Here is a 19,050-nt window from a genome sequence, read left to right as displayed (position 1 = left end):
ATCCCGCCGATGATGGTGTTGATGTCTCCCTTGTCGGCCGCAAAGAGCATGTAAGGGAGCGCGGGGGGGGGGGCGGGGGGGGGGCGCGCGGCCCGACGGTTGTCCACAGCCCCGGCACTCGGCACCGCACCGACGTACTCTGGACACCCCCGGCCCGTTACACGCGTCGGGCCCTTCGTGTTGCCCACCCCGGACGGAAGCGCCCCTCCATGAGCCTGCACGGTCTGCTCGACGCCGTAGTCAAGGACACCGCCCTCGCGGAAGCGATCAAGGCGGCCGCCGACGGCAACCGGACGCACGTCGACCTCGTCGGCCCGCCCGCCGCCCGTCCCCTCGCGATCGCCGCGCTCGCCCGCGAGACCGGCCGCACGGTGCTCGCGGTGACGGCGACCGGCCGGGAGGCGGAGGACCTGGCCGCCGCCCTGCGCTCCCTGCTGCCGCCGGACGGAGTGGCGGAGTACCCGTCCTGGGAGACCCTCCCGCACGAGCGGCTCAGCCCGCGCAGCGACACCGTGGGCCGCCGCCTCGCCGTGCTGCGCCGGCTGGCCCACCCGCGCACCGACGACCCCGAGACCGGCCCGGTCTCCGTCGTCGTGGCTCCCGTGCGTTCGGTGCTCCAGCCGCAGGTCAAGGGGCTGGGCGACCTGGAGCCGGTGGCCCTGCGCACCGGGCAGACCGCCGACCTGAACGAGATCGTGGCCGCCCTCGCCGCCGCCGCGTACTCCCGCGTGGAGCTGGTCGAGAAGCGCGGCGAGTTCGCCGTGCGCGGCGGGATCCTGGACGTCTTCCCGCCCACCGAGGAACACCCCCTGCGCATCGAGTTCTGGGGTGACGACGTCGAGGAGATCCGCTACTTCAAGGTCGCCGACCAGCGCTCCCTGGAGGTCGCCGAGCACGGCCTGTGGGCGCCGCCGTGCCGGGAGCTGCTGCTCACGGACGACGTGCGCGCCCGCGCGCGTGCCCTCGCCGAGGAGCACCCCGAGCTCGGCGAACTCCTCGGCAGGATCGCCGAGGGCATCGCGGTCGAGGGGATGGAGTCCCTCGCCCCGGTCCTCGTCGACGACATGGAGCTCCTCCTCGACGTCCTGCCCGAGGGCGCGATGGCCGTCGTGTGCGACCCGGAGCGGGTCCGCACCCGGGCCGCCGACCTCGTGGCGACCTCGCAGGAGTTCCTCCAGGCCTCCTGGGCGGCCACGGCAGGCGGCGGCGAGGCGCCCATCGACGTCGGCGCGGCCTCCCTGTGGTCCATCGCGGACGTCCGGGAGCGGGCCCGCGAGCTGGCGACCATGTGGTGGTCGGTGTCGCCGTTCGCGGCGGACGACGAACTGACCGACACCTACGGCGCCGACGCGCCGGGGGACACCCTCAAGCTCGGCATGCACGCGCCCGAGACCTACCGCGGGGACACGGCCAGAGCCCTGGCCGACACCAAGGGCTGGCTCGCCGACGGCTGGCGCACGGTCTTCGTCACCGAGGCCCACGGCCCGGCCGCCCGTACCGTCGAGGTGCTCGGCGGCGAGGGCATCGCGGCCCGCCTCGACACCGACCTCACGGAGCTCTCCCCGTCCGTGGTGCACGTCGCCTGCGGCTCGATCGACTACGGCTTCGTGGACCCGGCGCTGAAACTGGCCGTCCTGACGGAGACCGACCTGTCCGGCCAGAAGGCGGCCGGCAAGGACGGCGCCCGGATGCCGGCCCGCCGCAGGAAGACCATCGACCCGCTGACCCTGGAGGCGGGCGACTACATCGTGCACGAACAGCACGGCGTCGGCCGCTACATCGAGATGGTGCAGCGCACCGTGCAGGGCGCGACCCGCGAGTACCTCGTCGTGGAGTACGCCCCCGCCAAGCGCGGCCAGCCCGGCGACCGCCTCTACATCCCCACCGACCAGCTGGAGCAGATCACCAAGTACGTCGGCGGCGAGGCGCCGACGCTGCACCGGCTCGGCGGCGCCGACTGGACCAAGACCAAGGCGCGCGCGAAGAAGGCGGTCAAGGAGATCGCCGCCGACCTGATCAAGCTGTACAGCGCGCGCATGGCCGCGCCCGGCCACGCCTTCGCCACCGACACCCCCTGGCAGCGCGAGCTGGAGGACGCCTTCCCGTACGCGGAGACGCCCGACCAGCTCACCACCATCGCCGAGGTCAAGGACGACATGGAGAAGACGGTCCCGATGGACCGGCTGATCTGCGGCGACGTCGGCTACGGCAAGACGGAGATCGCGGTCCGCGCCGCCTTCAAGGCCGTACAGGACGGCAAGCAGGTGGCCGTGCTCGTGCCGACGACCCTGCTGGTGCAGCAGCACTTCGGCACGTTCGGCGAGCGGTACTCGCAGTTCCCGGTGAACGTGCGCGCGCTGTCCCGCTTCCAGACCGACACCGAGGCGAAGGCCGTCCTGGAGGGACTGCGGGAGGGCTCGGTCGACGTCGTGATCGGCACCCACCGGCTGTTCTCGTCGGAGACGAAGTTCAAGGATCTCGGTCTGGTCATCGTCGACGAGGAGCAGCGCTTCGGCGTCGAGCACAAGGAGCAGCTGAAGAAGCTGCGCGCCAACGTCGACGTGCTGACGATGTCCGCGACCCCGATCCCGCGCACCCTGGAGATGGCGGTCACCGGCATCCGCGAGATGTCGACGATCACCACCCCGCCGGAGGAGCGCCACCCGGTGCTCACCTTCGTCGGCCCGTACGAGGAGAAGCAGATCGGCGCCGCGATCCGTCGCGAACTGCTGCGCGAGGGCCAGGTCTTCTACATCCACAACCGGGTCGAGTCGATCGACCGCGCGGCGGCTCGTCTGCGCGAGATCGTCCCCGAGGCGCGGATCGCCACCGCCCACGGCCAGATGTCGGAGCAGGCGCTGGAGCAGGTCGTCGTCGACTTCTGGGAGAAGAGGTTCGACGTGCTCGTCTCGACGACGATCGTCGAGTCCGGAATCGACATCTCCAACGCCAACACGCTGATCGTGGAGCGCGGCGACACCTTCGGCCTGTCCCAGCTGCACCAGCTGCGCGGCCGGGTGGGCCGTGGCCGCGAGCGCGGCTACGCGTACTTCCTCTACCCGCCGGAGAAGCCGCTGACGGAGACGGCCCACGAGCGCCTCGCCACCATCGCCCAGCACACGGAGATGGGCGCGGGCATGTACGTGGCGATGAAGGACCTGGAGATCCGCGGCGCCGGCAACCTCCTGGGCGGCGAGCAGTCCGGTCACATCGCGGGCGTCGGCTTCGACCTGTACATCCGCATGGTGGGCGAGGCCGTCGCCGACTACCGGCGGCAGCTGGAGACCGGCGAGATCGAGGAGGAGCTGCCGCTCGAGGTCAAGATCGAGCTGCCGGTCGACGCGCACGTCCCGCACGACTACGCGCCGGGCGAGCGGCTGCGCCTCCAGGCGTACCGCGCGATCGCCTCGGCCAACTCGGAGGCGGACATCAAGGCGGTCCGCGAGGAACTCGTCGACCGTTACGGCAAGTTGCCCGAGCCGGTGGAGAACCTGCTCCTGGTGGCGGGACTGCGCATGCTCGCGCGTGCCTGCGAGGTCGGCGAGATCGTGCTCCAGGGCACCAACATCCGTTTCGCGCCGGTGGAGTTGCGCGAGTCGCAGGAGCTGCGCCTCAAGCGGCTCTACCCCGGCACGGTCATCAAGCCGGCGGCCCACCAGATCCTGGTACCCCGCCCGAAGACCGCGAAGGTCGGCGGCAAGCCGCTGGTCGGGCGGGAACTGCTCGGGTGGGTCGGGGAGTTCCTCGCGACGGTGCTGGGGTCGTAGGGGGCGTACGAGTTCTCGGGCCGGCTCTCGGATACCCGGGGCGCGGCCGGTCGCGCACACGCGGGGGCACGGACGAAGCCGTCCGGGAGACGGGTCTCCTGGGACGGCTTCTGTCTCGGGTGTGTCGGTCGGCGCCCCCGCGGGCCCCGTTCCTCCGTCGGTCCGGAGGTCCTACCGCTGTTCGGGACGGTCGCGGTCCATACCGATCGCGCCCTCTGCCCTCTGCTGAGCGTCGTCGATCTGGCCCTCGTACTTCCCGCGCGTCTTGTCGTTGGCCTTCCGCTCCGCGGCGTCGGACATCTGCTTCGCCTTGTCCTGCGCCTGGCTGCTCTTCCTGAACCTGTCGAAGATGCTCATCCAGAGCTCCTTCCGAGGAGGCACTCACCTTCGACGATACGCCTGACTTGCGCGGAATGCCCGACCATCCCGGAGGATTGGTCTAGTCCTCTCGGCGACTACGGTGTGCACGAGTCCGTTCGGGGAAACCTCTTCTCACGGGGCGGAGCCGGGCAACAGGCCGGGGAGACGAAGCCGGGGAACAAAGGGGAGGGACGCGCCGTGAGGCGTCTGAGGGGTGGGGCGGCGATCGCCGTCGTGACGGTACTGGCCGTGGCCGGATGCAAGGAGCAGACCACGGGCTCCTCGGGGCCCGAACAGACCGGGGGCGGGGGCGGAGGAGCCGCGCTCACCGCGGCCCGGGCGCTGACCGTCAAGGGACGGGCGCCGAAGACGGGGTACGACCGGGACCGGTTCGGTACCGCCTGGGCGGACACCGACTCCAACAGCTGCGACACCCGCGTTATCTCTATGCTGCACGGCGTGATCGCAGGGTTCTCGCAGCTCATGCCAGGGGCGGTGCGCTATGCGTACTGAGAGGCACATGAGGCACAGTGTCGGAAGCAGGCGGGCTCCCCTGACGTCCGCCGCACTGCTGGCCACCGGATTCATGCTTGTCGGTTGCGACGGTCTCACTCCCCCCGTGAGCGACGGACCCTCCGGTTCCGCCGTCCCGACCGCCGGCAACGGTCGGGCCGTGAACCCGCTGGACAATCCGGATGGAACGAAGCCTGGGCTGGCGGCGATCACGTCGACTGCGGACAGGGCGAAGGCTCGGTCGTGGATCGAGAAGGTGGCGACGAAGGGACGTGGCCCCAAGACCGGATACGAGCGGGACAAGTTCGGCTACGCCTGGATGGACTCGGCTCCGGGCGGCATCCCCTTTGCTCACAATGGGTGTGACTCGCGAAACGATCTCTTGAAACGTGATGGTGAGAAAGTCCGCTTCCGGGCGGGCTCGGACTGCGTTGTCACCTCCATGACGCTGCAAGACCCGTATACCGGGGAGACGATCACGTGGACCAAGTCCCGTGCGACGAAGGTCCAGATAGACCACGTCATGCCGCTGTCGTACGACTGGCAGATGGGTGCCTCGCGCTGGACGAAGGGAAAGCGGGAGGACATAGCCAATGATCCGCTCAACCTGATTCCGGTGGACGGACCGACCAACGGCGCGAAGAGCGACTCGGGTCCGGCGACGTGGCTGCCGCCGAACAAGAACATCCGCTGCTCGTACAGCGTGCGCTTCGCGCAGGTCTCGCTGAAGTACCAGCTGCCGGTGACGGTGGCGGACAAACAGATGATGTTGAAGCAGTGCGGCGGGTAGCAGCGGTCCGTGCTGCCCTCGGAAGCTCCGCCGCTCCCTCTTCAAGCTCGACGGCATCGGTGAGTCCTCGCTCGCCCTGGCGGTCAGGGCGCCGGGAGGAAGCACGCAGTGTTGCGATGTGGTGGGCCAGGGCGAGCACGGTGAGCACCGCCACGAGCACGCACAGGCCCCGCCACCCGGCGTTGTAGTAGGCGTGGACCCCGAGCCAGGAGCCCGTGGTTCCGCCCAGGTAGGCACAGGTCATGTAGGCCGTATTGAGCCTGCTTCGGGCGTTGGGGTGCAGGGCGTAGACCCGGGCCTGGTTGGCGACCATGCCGGACTGCATGGCGACATCGAGCAGGAGCGTGCCGACGATCAGAGCGGTCAGCCCGGATGCACCACCCCGGGAGCCCACGGCCAGAACCGTGGCTGAGACGAGGACCGCGAGCATGCAGACCAGGTTCACCGGGTCCGGGCCGTGGCGGTCCACCAGGCGCCCGGCGAGCGGGGTGCAGAGCATGGTTGCGCCGCCCACCAGGGCGAGCAGTCCTACGGCTTGGGCGCCCATGCCGTACGCCGGACCGGTGAGGAGAAGCGCCAGGCACGTCCACACGGCTGAGAATCCGGCGAAGACCATCGCTTGGTAGAAGCAGGAGCGGCGCAGTTCCGGCTCGGTGCGCAACAGGTGCAGGGGCTCGGTGAGCAGAGTCGGGTACGGCTGATGTGTGGGTGGGATGGTGGGCGGCACCATGCGGGCCAGGGCGCCCGCGAGCAACAGGACCAGGCTCGCGGCCACCAGATAAGGGGCTCGCCATCCCAGCCATTCGCCAAGCGCCCCGCTGAAGGTACGGGCCAGCAGCATGCCGCCTATCGACCCGCTCAGCAGGGTGCCGATCACCGCTCCGCGGTGGTCGTCGGCCACCAGCCCGGCCGCCAACGGGCCGACGACCTGAGCGGCCACGGTGGTGAGGCCGATAAGGGCGCTGGCCGTGATGAGGAGCGGCAGGGTGGGGGCGCAGCCCGCGAGGAGCAGGCCCAGGCCAGTAAGGGCAAGCAGGGGGACCAGGAGTGAGCGGTGTGGGAGCCGGTCACCGAGCGGCACCAGCAGGAACATTCCGGCTGTGTAACCGGCCTGGGTGGCGGTAACGATCAGGGAGGCCGAATCGGTAGACGTGCGCAGTCCGTCGGCGATCAAGGGAATGATCGCCTGCGGGAAGTAGATGTTGCCCACGGCCACCGCGCAGGTCACGGCCAGGAGCAGGGTCATCCGGCGGCTCATCGTCAACCCACCGGTCCGCCGGCGACGTAGATGACCTGGCCGGAGACGAACCCTGACTCCGGGCTCACCAGATAGGACGCGGTGTGTGCGATGTCCTCCGGCTCGCCCACCCGCCCGACGGGGATCGACTGCGCCGCGCTGCGCCGGTACTCCTCGAAGTCGAGGCCGAGACGTCGGGCGGACGCCCTGGTCATGTCGCTCACGACGAAGCCCGGGGCGATGGCGTTGGTCGTGATGCCGTGCCGTCCGAGTTGAAGGGCGAGCGATTTGGTGAAACCGATCAGACCGGCCTTCGCGCTGCCGTAGTCGACGCGAGCGGCGTCACCGACCGCCGAGATACTCGACATGTTGACGATCCGCCCCCAGCCGGCCGCCATCATGTGCGGGCAGACGGCGCGAGTGACGAGGAACGGGCCGCGCAGATTGATCCCGGTGACTGTGTCCCACTGCTCCGTGGTCATCTCGACGAGTTCGGCGCGGGGGCCGACGCCGGCGTTGTTGACCAGCACGGTCGGCGGCCCCGACTCGGAGGCGATGCGGTCGACGGCCTCGGTGACCGCGGCCTCGTCGGTGACGTCAGCGGCAACTGCCAGTGCTGACCCGCCCACGCTTGTGATGGCTTCCACGGTTTCAGCGCAGTTCGCCTCGGCCGGGTCGATCACGCCGACCGCCAGGCCATCGGCCGCCAGACGCCTGGCCACCGCGGCACCGATGCCGCGTGCCGCACCGGTGACAATCGCCGTGCGGTGCTTACGAGTTGTGGATGTCATGGGCGGAAGCCCACAGCATCGGCGGTCCGTCGCCAATTGATGTAGCGTGGGGCTTAATGATCACCTTTGTGCTCGGCGTCGAGGACCTCGCTGACACACGCTTCGGGCTCTCGCCCTTGCACGAGACCACGCTCAGCCTGCGGGTGCTGCAGGATCCGGGGCTGTCCGCGCTGCATCTGCCCTGGCGCAGGTCCGTACTGGGCAGACTCGGCACGCTGGACACCGGTCTGCTGATGTCCCTGGTTGCCCAGCGACGCACCATTCCCGACTTCCTGACCCCGAACCCCACGAGCTTCGCACCGGCCTTCGAAGAAGAACTCGCCGTCGTCCGCGAGACCTGCCCTGCTCAAGTTCGCCATGACCTGCTGCTTGCGCACGCACCGGACCCGCTCCCCGTGGCCTTGCATGATGCCTTGGCCGAAGACCCTCGCGTGGCCAGACTTCGCGACGCCATCTGCGAGGTCCTGGGGCGTTACTGGGAAGTGGCCATCGAGCCGATGTGGCCGAAGATGCGGCTGGTGCTGGAAGCCGACATGACCTATCGCGCCCGTCAGCTCGCCCTGGGCGGTGCCCGACTGCTGTTCGCCGACATGCACCCGAACCTGCGCTGGCAGGGCGGCGAGCTGTACATCGACAAGATGATCAGCAGGCATCGCGTCATGGCATCCGGTCGAGGGCTGCTGCTCCTGCCGTCCGTGTTCGCACACAAGCCCGCGCCTCCCGTCAGCCAGGACGAGCCGCCGAGCCTTGTCTATCCCTCCAGGGGAGTAGCCACGCTGTGGGACACGGCTCCACCACCGGACAGAACCGCCCTGGCGACCCTGCTCGGCGCACCTCGGGCAAGACTGCTGAGCCTCCTCGAAGAACCCCTGCCCACAGTGGAGCTTGCCCGCCGCCTCAGGGTCACCCCGAGCGCCGTCTCCCAGCACTTGCGGGTGCTGTACGCCACAGGCCTGGTCACCAGGGCGCGCGACGGACGACAGGTCCTGTACCGCCGCAGTGCCCTCGGCGACCAACTCACGGCGAGCACGAGCCCCAGTGCGTGACCCTTGGGAATGGGCCTCGCCGACATGCCCGACGTTGGCCGGAACCGAAGGGAACCGGCCAGGTGAAGAGGCCGCAGGCGCCGCGGGAGGCTACTCGGAGGGCACGGCCCTCATTGCACGGCGGAGGGCGGCTCTAGCGGCGGTGAGGTCGTCCTCCGATTCCTGCAATTTGCATTTCAGCGCGATGAGCCCGTCGCGGGATTCTGAGAGGTCACGATTCAGCTCCGCGTTCTTTCGCTCCAACTGCTGGACCTGCTCCACCAAATGACGGCGGTCCACGTCGTCCAGTTCAGCGCCAAGGGAGAGCCGGACGCGTTCCCGGAGCCGATCGCGCTCCTTCTTCAGATCCTTGATCTCCTCCCGCGCGAAGGCCAGCTCGGTGTGAAGACCGGCGGGTGACACCTGTTGCGTGCTCGACGGGGGAGAGGCTTTGCCCTTGTGCTCGTGTTGTTCGTGCATGGCGGCCTGGACTGCTTCCCGCACCTTGAGCTGGTTGTAGACGAACCATGTGGACACAGACGCCTCACGGGCCACGCGAGCGAAGGTGATCCGCTGGCCGGAGCCCAGGAGATCGTGAATGACCTTCAAGGAGCGGTCGATCTTGACTGCGCTGTCCTGGACGCGGGCGGCATGAAGACGCTGGACACGTGCTTCCCGGCCCGCAGCATCGTGGGAGGTGGGAGGTTTCACGGAGCGCTCCGTGTGGTCAGCGACTGCATGGGGATGAAGGCGGCAGCCGAGCGGGCCTTGCGCAGCTCGCGGGAGGCACCCTCCACCCTGGTTCGTTCTTCCTCCGGCATAGCTTCGAGTCGGCGTCGCATCTCGTCGGCCGACTTCGAGTACGCGCGGATCTGGTCGTCGAGGTTGCGCACGACCCAGTCGGCGGAGCCCAAGGCCAGAGCGGCCTCCTTGTCCGCTCGAAGGTCAGCGACCTGTTGTTCGAGAGCGGGCAGGTAGGACGGGTCAGGTCGATAGAAGTCGCAGCCGGCGCACTGGAAGCGGATCCGGCAGTGTCCGCCCCCGGCCTTGACGTTGCTCGGCTCGGTGCAGCCGCCGAAGGGGACCGCGACGCTTTCCACCTCATAGGCCAGGGGGTCCTCGAAGCCGCGCGGGGTGCCGTGCCGGTCGACGGCGAGCCTCGCCACCGTCCTGACCGCCTCCTGTTTTCTGGTCAGCGAGACCTTGTAGTAGCCCATGGTGACGTCCAGCGACCGGTGGTCCATGAGCTCTCGCAGGACGTCCGGCCGGGTTCCGGCGTCCGCGTGGCGTTGGGCGTAGGCATGGCGGAAGCCGTAGGGGACGATCTTGGTTCGGTCGTATGCCAGTGGTTGGCCGTTGTCGTCCAGACGCTCGTCCCAGATGCTGGGGATCAGCTCGTCGACCCAGATGCGGAAGATACGGCTGCAGAACTGTGGCGAGGTGAGGTGGCCACGGCGGGGGCGGTTGCGTTGACCGGGAGAGGGGAACAGCCACTGCGCGCAAGCCGGCACATCAGGGAGAACCTCCAACTCCTTCTGCCAGGCCTCGATCTCCTGGGCGGTGCTCACGGAGACGGGCAGGCGGCGGCCGTGACGGCGTCGTTTGTGGTTGTCGTAGATCAGCGTCGGTTTGCCGTCGATCCACTCCAGGCAGTCGCGCCGCAGGCTGGTGACCTCACCCGGGCGGCGACCTGTGTCCCGCAGGACTCTGTAGACCACTTGGTACATGTGGGCGAAGTCGGCAGTCGTCCAACCGCCGCTCTCGTAGGCAGTGGAGGTGCCCAGCAGGCCGATGTGCGCGTCGAGTTGAGCGATGACGTGCTCGGGAACGGCCCGCCCGATGTCGTCCTCGGTGACCTCGATCGGCGCGATGGTGTGAAAGCGGGGATTGACGGAGAACCCGCCCGGGACGTGGTCCATCATCCCGGCCTGCCGCGCGAACTCCAGAAACGTGCGCCAGCTCCGCAGCAGTGCCCGCCTGTGACTCGTCGAGTAGTCGTGCCCGTCCTCGGGGCGTTTTGTGATGCGGAAGTGGTCCACCACGGCGTTCATGTCCGCCATTGACAGGCGCTCCGGAGTGTCTCCCTCGGTGCGGTGAGCCAGCGCAGCCGAGGCGATGGTCGCGGCGTACACGGTCTGCCTCAACTCCAGGACGTCGGGACGCGCAGCGCGCCCGTACTCCTTGACCAGTTCCCGCAACCATGTCTGTCGTACGGGCCGGAAGTCGATCACACCGTGAACAGCTTTGTACTTCCTGCCCCGGCCCGCGGTCAGGCCCACCAGAGCGCATTCCCAGACGTCGCCCGAGGTGGGGTCGGCGCCATCGAACTCGGCCCGGGCACGTCGGATGTGAAGGAGGAGACTGTTGAGAACGCCTCTGGGGGCAGCGGGGAGGTGGGAGGAGAACTCGGTGGACAGACTCAGGAGGGAGTCGAGTCCCTGCGGAAGACCGGCCACGATGCGGCGCATGCGCTGGGGGACAAGGCTGATTCCCGCGTCGTCGCGCTGCTGAAGCCCGTACAGAACCTCATGTCGCACAGCTGAGGAAACCTGTGCCAGAGAGAACTGGGAGACTCCAGGCACCACTCCGTCCGTGACGTTCGGCCGTCTCCGACTCATCACGGGGGTATACATCGTGTCGAATTCCGCAGGGTTTCCCTTGAGCAGTCGGGCCTTGCGGCAGGCGTCACAACGGCTTCCATTACTGCCGACGTGTGTCGAGCAGGCAGCGACCGCGCAGGTGAACACGTGGGTCGTCGGATTGGCTGGATCAGCCGTGAACAGTGCCTTGGCCGACTCCCATTCGGTCGAACGCCAACCGGGGGCGAGGCGTTGCACGAGCCAGGCGGACCAGTCACAGTCCGCAGCTGCGTGCGAGGACACCACAGTGAAAGCAGTGCTCGGTGTCATCGCGCAGCCTCCTTGGTGAGGCTGTCGACTGCCGAGCGGAGATCATCATCCCGAGCGTGGAGATAGACGGCCGTGCTGGCTGATGACGCGTGCCCCAGCAGTGTCTGCACCACGTCGGGCGCTACGCCGCTGCGGATCCACCGGGTTGCGGCTGTATGCCGCATCATGTGCGGCCGGGCGCGAAGGCCGCAGCGGTCGCCGATGCGCTCGATGACCTGCTTTGCGTTCGAGTACGACATGGGGCGGCCCGCCCAGCTGCCGACGAGATTCACGAATACGTAGTCACAGCCTGCTGTTCCGGAAACCTCTTCCCGCTCGGCCAGGTACTCGCGGTACTGGTGAACGGCGCTCTGAGTCAGGGGCACCACGCGATGCCGGCCGGCCTTCGCGCGCGCCCCGTTCACGTTGTCCTGGCGTGGCCGTACGTGCAAGTGCGCGCCATGGGTTCGACACCCGAGATGAGTTGAGTCCGGCAACAGGTGCATGTCCTCGCGCCGCAGCCCGAGAGCCTCACCGATCCGCAGCCCTCCGTCGACAAGCACGGTCAGGAGCAGCCGGTCGCGGGCGGTGTGCGCCGCGGCGAGGACCTGGGTCACCTGCGGCTGACTGAGTGTCGCGGGCGCCGACTCGATCTCGGGCGCCTTCAGCACGCGAGCCTTCACCACGAGGTGCTGACCGCCTTCGCCCGGATCGAAGCCGGTCGGCGGTGACGCCAGGAAGCGCGGCTCGCTCAGCCGGGCGGCGACATCGTGGGCAACGTGCCCCTGGACAGCGCAGAAGCGGAGGAACTCGCAGACGGCGGTGAGAACGGCGTTGACCGTCTTCCCCGACGGGAGCTGGCCCTGTCGGATCGGCGTCCGCTCGACATGGAACTTGAATCTCGTCATGTCGCCGAGTGCAACGGTCTTCCAGTTGGTGCCTCGCCCGGCACACCAGTTGAGGAAGCGTCCGACCCGAGGAATGTAGGCGCGCTGCGTCTGCGGCTTGCGCCCGGCGCCCCGCAGGTAGAGCGAGAACTCCCGTGCCTCGGGATGAGGCCGGTACGTCTCCTCGTCGACGAGCAACCAGGTGACCTCGCCCGTGGTGGGTGAGACGGCCTTCTCCGTGCGTAACACCACTGGTTCCCTCCCTGCCTGAGCATGTCGCTCATGTGCCTCTTGGTATGACTGATAACGGCAAGGCACAACGAGAGGACACGGCTGTCACTCATGTCTCTCGCGGAGAAGAAAGGCATGCAGATAACCCGCGACGACATCCTGAAACGGGACCTGAAGGAGCTCAAGTTCACCGGCGGGACCTGCAAGGTGACCTACGGCGTCCTCGATCCCGACCCCTACTCCGGCAAGGACGTGACCTATCGGCGCGGCCGCAGCCTGGTCGACATAGACCACGTCGTGGCGCTCTCCGACGCCTGGCAGAAGGGCGCCAAGTACTGGGACGCGAGCAAGCGCATCGCCCTCGCCAACGATCCCCTCAACCTCATCGCCGTCGACGCGAGCACCAACCGCGGCAAGGGCGACGGCGACACGGCGACCTGGCTGCCGCCCAACCAGGGCTATCGGTGCACGTACGTCGCCGCGCAGGTCGCGGTGAAGAAGAAGTACGAGCTGTGGGTGACCGCCGCCGAGAAGGCCGCGATGGAGAAGGTCCTCTCCGGCTGCTCGGACCAGAAACTCCCCACCGGGGGCAATCCCACCGAGGCTCCGGCACGGTTCCACGCGGATTGACCGGTCTGACTGACCGCTCGGACTGACCGGTCTGACTGCCGCTCGGACTGACCGTGTGGGCCGCCCGCTCGGGCCGACCGTCGTCCGGGGGTGGGGCGGGGCGCGGGGAAAACCGGTTCTCCCGCGTTCCGGCCGACGTCTACGGTGAGCGCATGGAGTGGAAGGTATCGAGTCTGGCCGCGCGCCCGGAGATGCTCGGGCGGATCGTCGAGATGCCCGACAGCTGGCCGGAGTTCACCCTCAACGACCCCGTGGGCAACGCCCACTACGGCCGGATCGCCACCGAACTCCCGCAGTACGTGCAGTTCGCGGAGGACGAGCGTGGCGAGGTCGTCGCCCACGCCTACAGCGTGCCGTTCGCCCTCGCCGCCGAGGGCCGCGGCGAACTGCCCGCCCGCGGCTGGGACCAGGTGCTCGTCTGGGCCTTCTCCGACCTGCGCCGCGGTGTCCGGCCCGACACGGTCAGCGCGATCTCGGTCGTCGTCGCCCCGCACGTCCAGGGCGGCGGTCTGTCCGCGGTCATGCTCCGGGCGATGCGCGACAACGCCCGTGCGCGCGGCTTCCACGAGGTCGTCGCCCCCGTACGGCCCAGCGCCAAGCACCTGGAACCACGCACGTCGATCGAGGAGTACGCGTACCGCACCCGTGCCGACGGTCTGCCGCACGACCCGTGGCTGCGTGTCCACGCCCGGGCCGGCGCGACCCTGCACGGTGTGGCACCGGCGTCGATGGTCGTCTCCGGCTCGCTGGAGGAGTGGCGAGCCTGGACGGGCCTGCCCTTCGACACCCGGGGTGACGTCGAGGTACCCGGGGCGCTGGTGCCGGTGCGCTGCGAACCGGAGCGCGGGTACGCGGTGTACGTCGAGCCCAACGTGTGGATGCGGCACGCCGTCTGAACGGAGCCCGCTCGTGCGAACGGGCCCTCTCGTGCGAACAGGCCCGCTCGGGTCAGCGGGCCCGCTCGGTCAGGTCGTCCGTCAGCCGGAGAGCCCGTCCAGGTCCAGGATCTTGCCCGCGGGCTTCTTCGCCGGGACCGGCTTGTCGTAGTCGCTGAAGGTGAGGGTCCCCGGGTCCGTCGCGGTCCTGCTGTCGATCCGCAGCAGGTACGGCTCGCCCTCGGTCGCGACGTACAGCGTGTACCGCTCCTTGCCGTCCTTCTCGTGCAGCACGATCGCGGGCGTGCCGTCGACCGTGGTGGTCTGCCCCCGGGTGGCGTTCGAGTTGCCGTCCTCCGCGCCGCCGAGCACCGAGTCCAGGTCGCAGAAGCCCGCGATGTCCTTGGCGTCCTGGCCCTTCGCGGCCATCTTGGTCCACTTCCCGGCGAGCATGTCCACGGCCGCGTCGGTGTCCGACTTCGACTCTCCCTCGCTCTGGGCGCGCAGGAACGCCTCGTCGTACTTCATGTACACGGTGTCGCCGGTCTTGATCAGGTCTGCCTTGCCCTGGCCACCCACGCTCATGGTGCCGGCGCACTCGCCCCGCGTGTTCAGGGCCATGTCGATCCGGATCGTGCCGGCGCTCTCGTCGTCGGCGATGTCGCCCTTCATACGGAGGGAGGAGGCATCGGTGGTGGCCTTCAGGGCCCGGTCGGCGATCTGCCCGCCGGTCAGCCCGGCGAACGGTTCCTTCGGCTTGGCGGACTGCGAGGAGCCCGGCTTGTCCTCCGCCTTGTCCTGGCCGGGCAGGCAGCCGGTGAGGCCCGCGGCGGCCGCGGCGGCGAGACAGAGGGCGGCGAGTGCGGTACGACGCATGGGAATTCCTTGGTGAAGGCGAGACGGGACGGGACGGGACGAGACAGGGCAGGGTGGGACGGGAGGTGATGCGGTGAGCCTGGGCGGTGCGGTGCGGTGCGGTGCGGGCTGCGGCGCGGCGCGGTGGCCTCCGGCGGTATGCGGCCGGTCAGCCGGCCTTCTTCCAGTCCCCGCAGCCGGACGTCTTGAAGTAGGCGTCCTTGGCGCTGATCGTGACGATGGCCGAACCGGTGACGTTGTTGTTCGCGATGATCGAGTCCAGGCCGTGGTCGGCGTCCTTGGTGCGCTCCCAGTAGCAGGAGTCGTCGGCGTTGCCGGTGGACTTGTAGGTGCCGGGGGCGATGTCGGAGCCGACCCTGAACATGCCGCCGTCGCCGTCCATCGTGGCGGCCGGGGAGCCCTTGGCCTTGGTGTCGACGGCCTCCCAGTCCGTGCAGTCGCTGGACTTGAAGAGCTTGTCCGTGGCCTTGACCGTGACGTAGCTGGTGCCGCTGACGTTGTCGTTGGCCAGCAGCGAGTCCATCTCGCCCGAGGCGTCCTTGGCGCGCTCCCAGTAGCACATACCGTCGCTGTTGCCGGTGGTGCGATAGGTGCCGGGCTTGACGTCCGAACCGACCTGGAACTCGCCGTCCCCCGCGAACGCGGCCTTCTTCTTCTCGGCCGCCTTGGCCTTCGCGGTGTCCGTCTTGCCGCCGGGCTGCTGCGCCGCGGATGCCGAAGGGCCCTTACCGGCGGTGTCGGCCGTACCGCCGTCGCCGTTGTCGTCGGCGTTGGCCGAGACGACACCGATGACGACGATCCCCACGACGGCGCCCAGCGCGACCTTGCCCTTCATGCCCATGGCTGTTCCCCTCCCCTGGCGTGGCGGCCGCCTCGGTGACGGCCGCTCGTTCGCTGGGTCAATAAGAACAGAGACTGTGAACCGAGTCAACACGATTCACAGGTTGTCTCCAGTACACGCCGTGAAGGGTTAGATCTTGCGTACGTCGGTATGCTCGACGCCACACAGGGGACGGGTCGGGACGAGAGGAGCGGGGCCGGGTGCAGGACAACGCGACAGAGGTGACCGCCGCCGGAATCGCGCGGCTCGCCGGGGTGGGCCGCGCGGCCGTGAGCAACTGGCGCCGCCGGCACGCCGACTTCCCCAAGCCCGTGGGCGGCACGGAGACCAGTCCGTCGTTCGCGCTCGCCGAGGTCGAGTCCTGGCTGCGCCACCAGGGCAAACTCGCCGAAGTGCCGTTGCGGGAACGCGTCTGGCAGCAGCTCGCGGGTCACCCCGAGGGCCCGGTCACCGCACTCGCCCACGCCGGCTGCGTCCTGTTGCTCATCCATGACCGGCCGACGGTCTGGCTGGAGGTGAGCGCCGGTTCCGACGAGCGCCTCGCCGCGATGCTGCCGGCCGCGCTGGAGCAGGTGGTCACCCCTCGGTTCGGCCCGGCGCGGAGCGACCGTGGTGTTCAGGGTGTTCAGGGTGTTCACGCTGGGCCGCGAGCAGGTGCCGTTCCGGCTGTGAACCGACCGGTCACTGTGAACTACTCCGACCCGGCATCAGCCGTACCGGTCGCCTCGCGCCCCCCCAGCTCGCACACCCCTAGCGGCTCGCAGGCCTCCGCGGTTCACATCCCCACCGGCCCCCAGCTCCTCCCCTCCGCCCCCCTCCTGCGCGGCGCCGCCGAGCTCGCCGCCGAGCTGGGCGCCCGGCAGACTTTCGAGTTCCTGCTCGCCCGGCTGCTCGACGCCAACCCGCGCCAGTACACGCTCACCCCCACCGAGCTCGCCCGCCTCATGGCCGACCTCGCGGGACCCGCCCGTACGGTCCTCGACCCAGCCTGCGGCACCGGCACCCTGCTGCGCGCCCTCGACGGCCGCCCCGACCAGGAGCTCTACGCCCAGGACAGCGCCCCCGAACTCGCCGCGCTCACCGCGCTCCGGCTCGCCCTGCACGGCCGGGCCGTCGTGCACGGCGCCGTCGGTGACACCCTGCGCGCCGACGCCTATCCACAGCTGCGCGCCGACACCGTCCTGTGCCACCCCCCGTTCAACGAGCGCAACTGGGGCCACGACGAACTCGCCTACGACCCCCGCTGGGAGTACGGCTTCCCGGCCCGCGCCGAGTCCGAGCTGGCCTGGGTGCAGCACGCGCTCGCCCGGCTCCGGGACGGCGGCACCGCCGTCCTCCTCATGCCGCCCGCCACCGCCTCCCGCCGTTCCGGGCGCCGGATCCGCGCCGACCTGCTGCGCCGCGGCGCGCTGCGGGCCGTCATCGCCCTGCCGGTCGGCGCGGCACCCCCGCACAACATCCCCCTGCACCTGTGGGTACTGCGCCGGCCGGAGAAGGCGCCAGGACAGCCCGAGGTGCTGCTCGCCGACACCGGACAGTTCGCGGGCGAGGGGCGCGGCGGCCCCGACTGGCAGGCCGTCAGGGACGCCGTGCTCGACGCCTGGCGGGCCTATGACCGGGACGGCACGGTCCAGGAGCGGCCGGGTCTGGCGCGTTCCGTACCCGTCATCGAACTCCTCGACGACGACGTCGACCTCGCCCCGGCCCGCCACCTCCCGCCCCCGACGGCGGCCGACGGCGCCGAGGAGCTCACCGACGTGCGCGAGCGCCTCGGCGAGACCCTGCGGCTGACCGCCGGCCTCACCCCGCCGCCCGCGGTCACCGCGCAGCCCGCCCGCTGGCCGCTCACCACCGTCGGTGAACTCGCCCGCGGCGGCGCCCTGGTGATGCGCACGGGCGGCAGCGGCGGCCACGCGCGCGTGCCGGTCCTCACCGACCACGACGTGCTCGCCGGAACGGATCCTTCGGGAACGCTGCCCGAGAGCGACGAGGAGGCCGTGCTGACCCGGGCCGGGGACGTGGTCGTGCCGGTGCTCGGCGGCGGCTCGGTGGCACGTGTGATCGACGACGCGACGGCGGGCGCCGCCCTGGGGCGCAACCTCGTGCTCCTGCGCCCCGATCACGCGGCGCTCGACCCCTGGTTCCTCGCCGGGTTCCTGCGCGGCACCGCCAACAACCGCCAGGCCAGCAGCTACGCGTCCACCGCCACCCGCCTCGATGTGCGCCGGCTGCACCTGCCCCGGCTCCCGTTGGAGGAACAGCGGCGTTACGGCGCGCGGTTCCGTGCGCTCGACGAGTTCGAGCGGGCGCTCAGGCACGCGGGCCGGCTCGGGGACCAGCTCGTACGCGGGATGTACGACGGGCTGACGGACGGGACGGTCGCCCCGGGCTGAGCCCCGTTCCGGCTCCTGGCCGGGCTCCTGGCCCGGCCCCGCCCCGGCCCCGGTCCCTGTCGCGTCCCCGTTCCGGCTCCTGACCCGACCCCTGTCGCGTCCCCGTTCCGGCTCCTGGCCCGGCCCTGTCAGGCTCCCGATCCGGTCCCGACGCCACCTGCGCCGTCGTACGAAGTGATCAGCATGACAACGGTTCGGTACAACCCGGGACCGCTTGTCCGTGTCGGCCTATACGCTCGAACTCCGACATCGAACCCAGGCCCAGGAGCAGTCATGTACGGCCACGGCGCGGCGCCGCCCACCCGTAGCGCGGGTACCGTCATCACCTTGCGGGTACTGTTCGCCGCCGTCGGCGTCCTCTCGTGCGGGCTGCTCGCCTGTGTTCCGCTGTTCCGGGTCGCGATCGTGCGTGGACGGTGGTTCGACTGGACGGCGGCCTGGGTGTCCCTGCCGCTGTCCGTCGCCGCGCTCGCGGTCGTCGGCACGGTGCCGGAGACCGACACGCGCGGCGATGTCGCGCTGGCCGTGGTCCTCATCCTCGGCGCCGGCAGCGCCGCCTACTTCCTGGCCACCGACATCCGGTTCCACCAGGCGGAGCGCCGGTTCGCGGGCTACGCACCGCCCCACGCGCCGACCGTCCACGGGCCGTACGGCTACCCGCAGCCCGTGCCGCCCGCCCCGCTGTACCCGGGCACCCCCGTACCGCAGCCGCAGCCGCAGCCGCATCTGCCCCAACCCCCCGCGGCACGGGCCTACATACCGAACACGCCGGTGCCCCAGCCCCCCGTGCCCCAGTCCCCGCCCGCGCAGCGCCCCGCGCCCGCCCGTATCGACCAGGTGCGCGCGGAGCTCGACGAGCTCAGCGACTACCTGCGCAAGCACGGGGACTCGCAGGACGGCAACGGCGACCACGAGGGCGGAAGGTGACCGTGGCGACCGGACGCGT

General features: G+C 69.9%; 13 protein-coding genes and 3 pseudogenes. 8 read left to right on the top strand and 8 right to left on the bottom strand.

Annotation, left to right across the window (positions count from 1 at the left end; all coding sequences use genetic code 11):
* The first annotated feature begins 209 nt into the window (after positions 1-209).
* Positions 210-3,767 (top strand): transcription-repair coupling factor, encoded by a 3,558-nt coding sequence (mfd, locus tag ACFV0T_RS31570; RefSeq protein ID WP_385786539.1) that lies wholly within the window; start codon positions 210-212, stop codon positions 3,765-3,767.
* Positions 3,768-3,938: 171 nt separating this feature from the next.
* On the opposite strand, the gene ACFV0T_RS31565 is transcribed toward mfd, so the two are convergent.
* Positions 3,939-4,124 carry an antitoxin gene (locus ACFV0T_RS31565; protein ID WP_385786536.1) on the bottom strand — a complete coding sequence of 62 codons (186 nt, stop codon included), beginning with the start codon at positions 4,122-4,124 and terminating at the stop codon, positions 3,939-3,941.
* 201 nt (positions 4,125-4,325) lie between these two features.
* Here ACFV0T_RS31565 and ACFV0T_RS31560 point away from each other — a divergent pair.
* Both ACFV0T_RS31560 and ACFV0T_RS31555 read left to right on the top strand, forming a co-directional pair.
* A pseudogene (locus ACFV0T_RS31560) lies at positions 4,326-4,565 on the top strand (hypothetical protein); the annotation flags it as partial.
* An 82-nt stretch (positions 4,566-4,647) separates the two neighbouring features.
* Positions 4,648-5,430, top strand: a complete 783-nt coding sequence (locus tag ACFV0T_RS31555) for an HNH endonuclease family protein (protein WP_385786534.1) — start codon at positions 4,648-4,650, stop codon at positions 5,428-5,430.
* A gap of 79 nt (positions 5,431-5,509) precedes the next feature.
* On the opposite strand, the pseudogene ACFV0T_RS31550 reads toward ACFV0T_RS31555, so the two are convergent.
* Positions 5,510-6,676 (bottom strand): annotated as a pseudogene (locus ACFV0T_RS31550) (MFS transporter); the annotation flags it as partial.
* Between the two features lie 14 nt (positions 6,677-6,690).
* Positions 6,691-7,458 carry an SDR family NAD(P)-dependent oxidoreductase gene (locus tag ACFV0T_RS31545; protein ID WP_385786532.1) on the bottom strand — a complete coding sequence of 256 codons (768 nt, stop codon included), beginning with the start codon at positions 7,456-7,458 and terminating at the stop codon, positions 6,691-6,693.
* Positions 7,459-7,514: 56 nt separating this feature from the next.
* Between ACFV0T_RS31545 and ACFV0T_RS31540 the strand changes: the two genes are divergently transcribed.
* On the top strand, positions 7,515-8,504 hold the full coding sequence (locus ACFV0T_RS31540) for an ArsR family transcriptional regulator (RefSeq protein ID WP_385786549.1): 990 nt from the start codon (positions 7,515-7,517) through the stop codon (positions 8,502-8,504).
* A gap of 90 nt (positions 8,505-8,594) precedes the next feature.
* On the opposite strand, the gene ACFV0T_RS31535 is transcribed toward ACFV0T_RS31540, so the two are convergent.
* The 3 genes from ACFV0T_RS31535 to ACFV0T_RS31525 all read right to left on the bottom strand — a co-directional run bounded on the left by ACFV0T_RS31535 (position 8,595) and on the right by ACFV0T_RS31525 (position 12,510).
* The gene (locus tag ACFV0T_RS31535; RefSeq protein ID WP_316769861.1) at positions 8,595-9,194 is read right to left on the bottom strand and encodes a DUF6262 family protein; all 600 of its coding nucleotides are present in this window, start codon (positions 9,192-9,194) and stop codon (positions 8,595-8,597) included.
* On the bottom strand, positions 9,191-11,020 hold the full coding sequence (locus ACFV0T_RS31530; RefSeq protein ID WP_316769862.1) for a site-specific integrase: 1,830 nt from the start codon (positions 11,018-11,020) through the stop codon (positions 9,191-9,193). The genes ACFV0T_RS31535 and ACFV0T_RS31530 overlap by 4 nt, the downstream gene beginning before the upstream one ends.
* 368 nt (positions 11,021-11,388) lie before the next feature.
* The gene (locus tag ACFV0T_RS31525) at positions 11,389-12,510 is read right to left on the bottom strand and encodes a tyrosine-type recombinase/integrase (RefSeq protein ID WP_385786530.1); all 1,122 of its coding nucleotides are present in this window, start codon (positions 12,508-12,510) and stop codon (positions 11,389-11,391) included.
* Positions 12,511-12,633: 123 nt separating this feature from the next.
* On the opposite strand from ACFV0T_RS31525, the pseudogene ACFV0T_RS31520 reads away from it, so the two are divergent.
* Positions 12,634-13,119: pseudogene (locus tag ACFV0T_RS31520) on the top strand (HNH endonuclease family protein); the annotation flags it as partial.
* Between the two features lie 152 nt (positions 13,120-13,271).
* Positions 13,272-14,015 (top strand): N-acetyltransferase, encoded by a 744-nt coding sequence (locus ACFV0T_RS31515; RefSeq protein ID WP_385786528.1) that lies wholly within the window; start codon positions 13,272-13,274, stop codon positions 14,013-14,015.
* A gap of 81 nt (positions 14,016-14,096) precedes the next feature.
* Here ACFV0T_RS31515 and ACFV0T_RS31510 read toward each other — a convergent pair whose 3' ends face one another.
* Complete coding sequence (locus ACFV0T_RS31510; protein WP_385786525.1) at positions 14,097-14,870, bottom strand: hypothetical protein; 774 nt, start codon at positions 14,868-14,870, stop codon at positions 14,097-14,099.
* 148 nt (positions 14,871-15,018) lie between these two features.
* The gene (locus ACFV0T_RS31505; RefSeq protein WP_385786522.1) at positions 15,019-15,711 is read right to left on the bottom strand and encodes a hypothetical protein; all 693 of its coding nucleotides are present in this window, start codon (positions 15,709-15,711) and stop codon (positions 15,019-15,021) included.
* Between the two features lie 200 nt (positions 15,712-15,911).
* Between ACFV0T_RS31505 and ACFV0T_RS31500 the strand changes: the two genes are divergently transcribed.
* Together ACFV0T_RS31500 and ACFV0T_RS31495 are read left to right on the top strand one after the other, a co-directional pair.
* Complete coding sequence (locus tag ACFV0T_RS31500; protein ID WP_385786519.1) at positions 15,912-18,104, top strand: N-6 DNA methylase; 2,193 nt, start codon at positions 15,912-15,914, stop codon at positions 18,102-18,104.
* A gap of 273 nt (positions 18,105-18,377) precedes the next feature.
* Positions 18,378-19,031 (top strand): hypothetical protein, encoded by a 654-nt coding sequence (locus tag ACFV0T_RS31495; protein ID WP_385786516.1) that lies wholly within the window; start codon positions 18,378-18,380, stop codon positions 19,029-19,031.
* Positions 19,032-19,050 lie beyond the last annotated feature (19 nt).

The sequence above is a fragment of the Streptomyces sp. NPDC059582 genome, assembly GCF_042735715.1.
Taxonomy (GTDB): Bacteria; Actinomycetota; Actinomycetes; order Streptomycetales; family Streptomycetaceae; genus Streptomyces.
The sequence above is the reverse complement of the archived record's forward strand: the minus strand, read 5'-3'. Positions and strand labels throughout refer to the sequence as shown.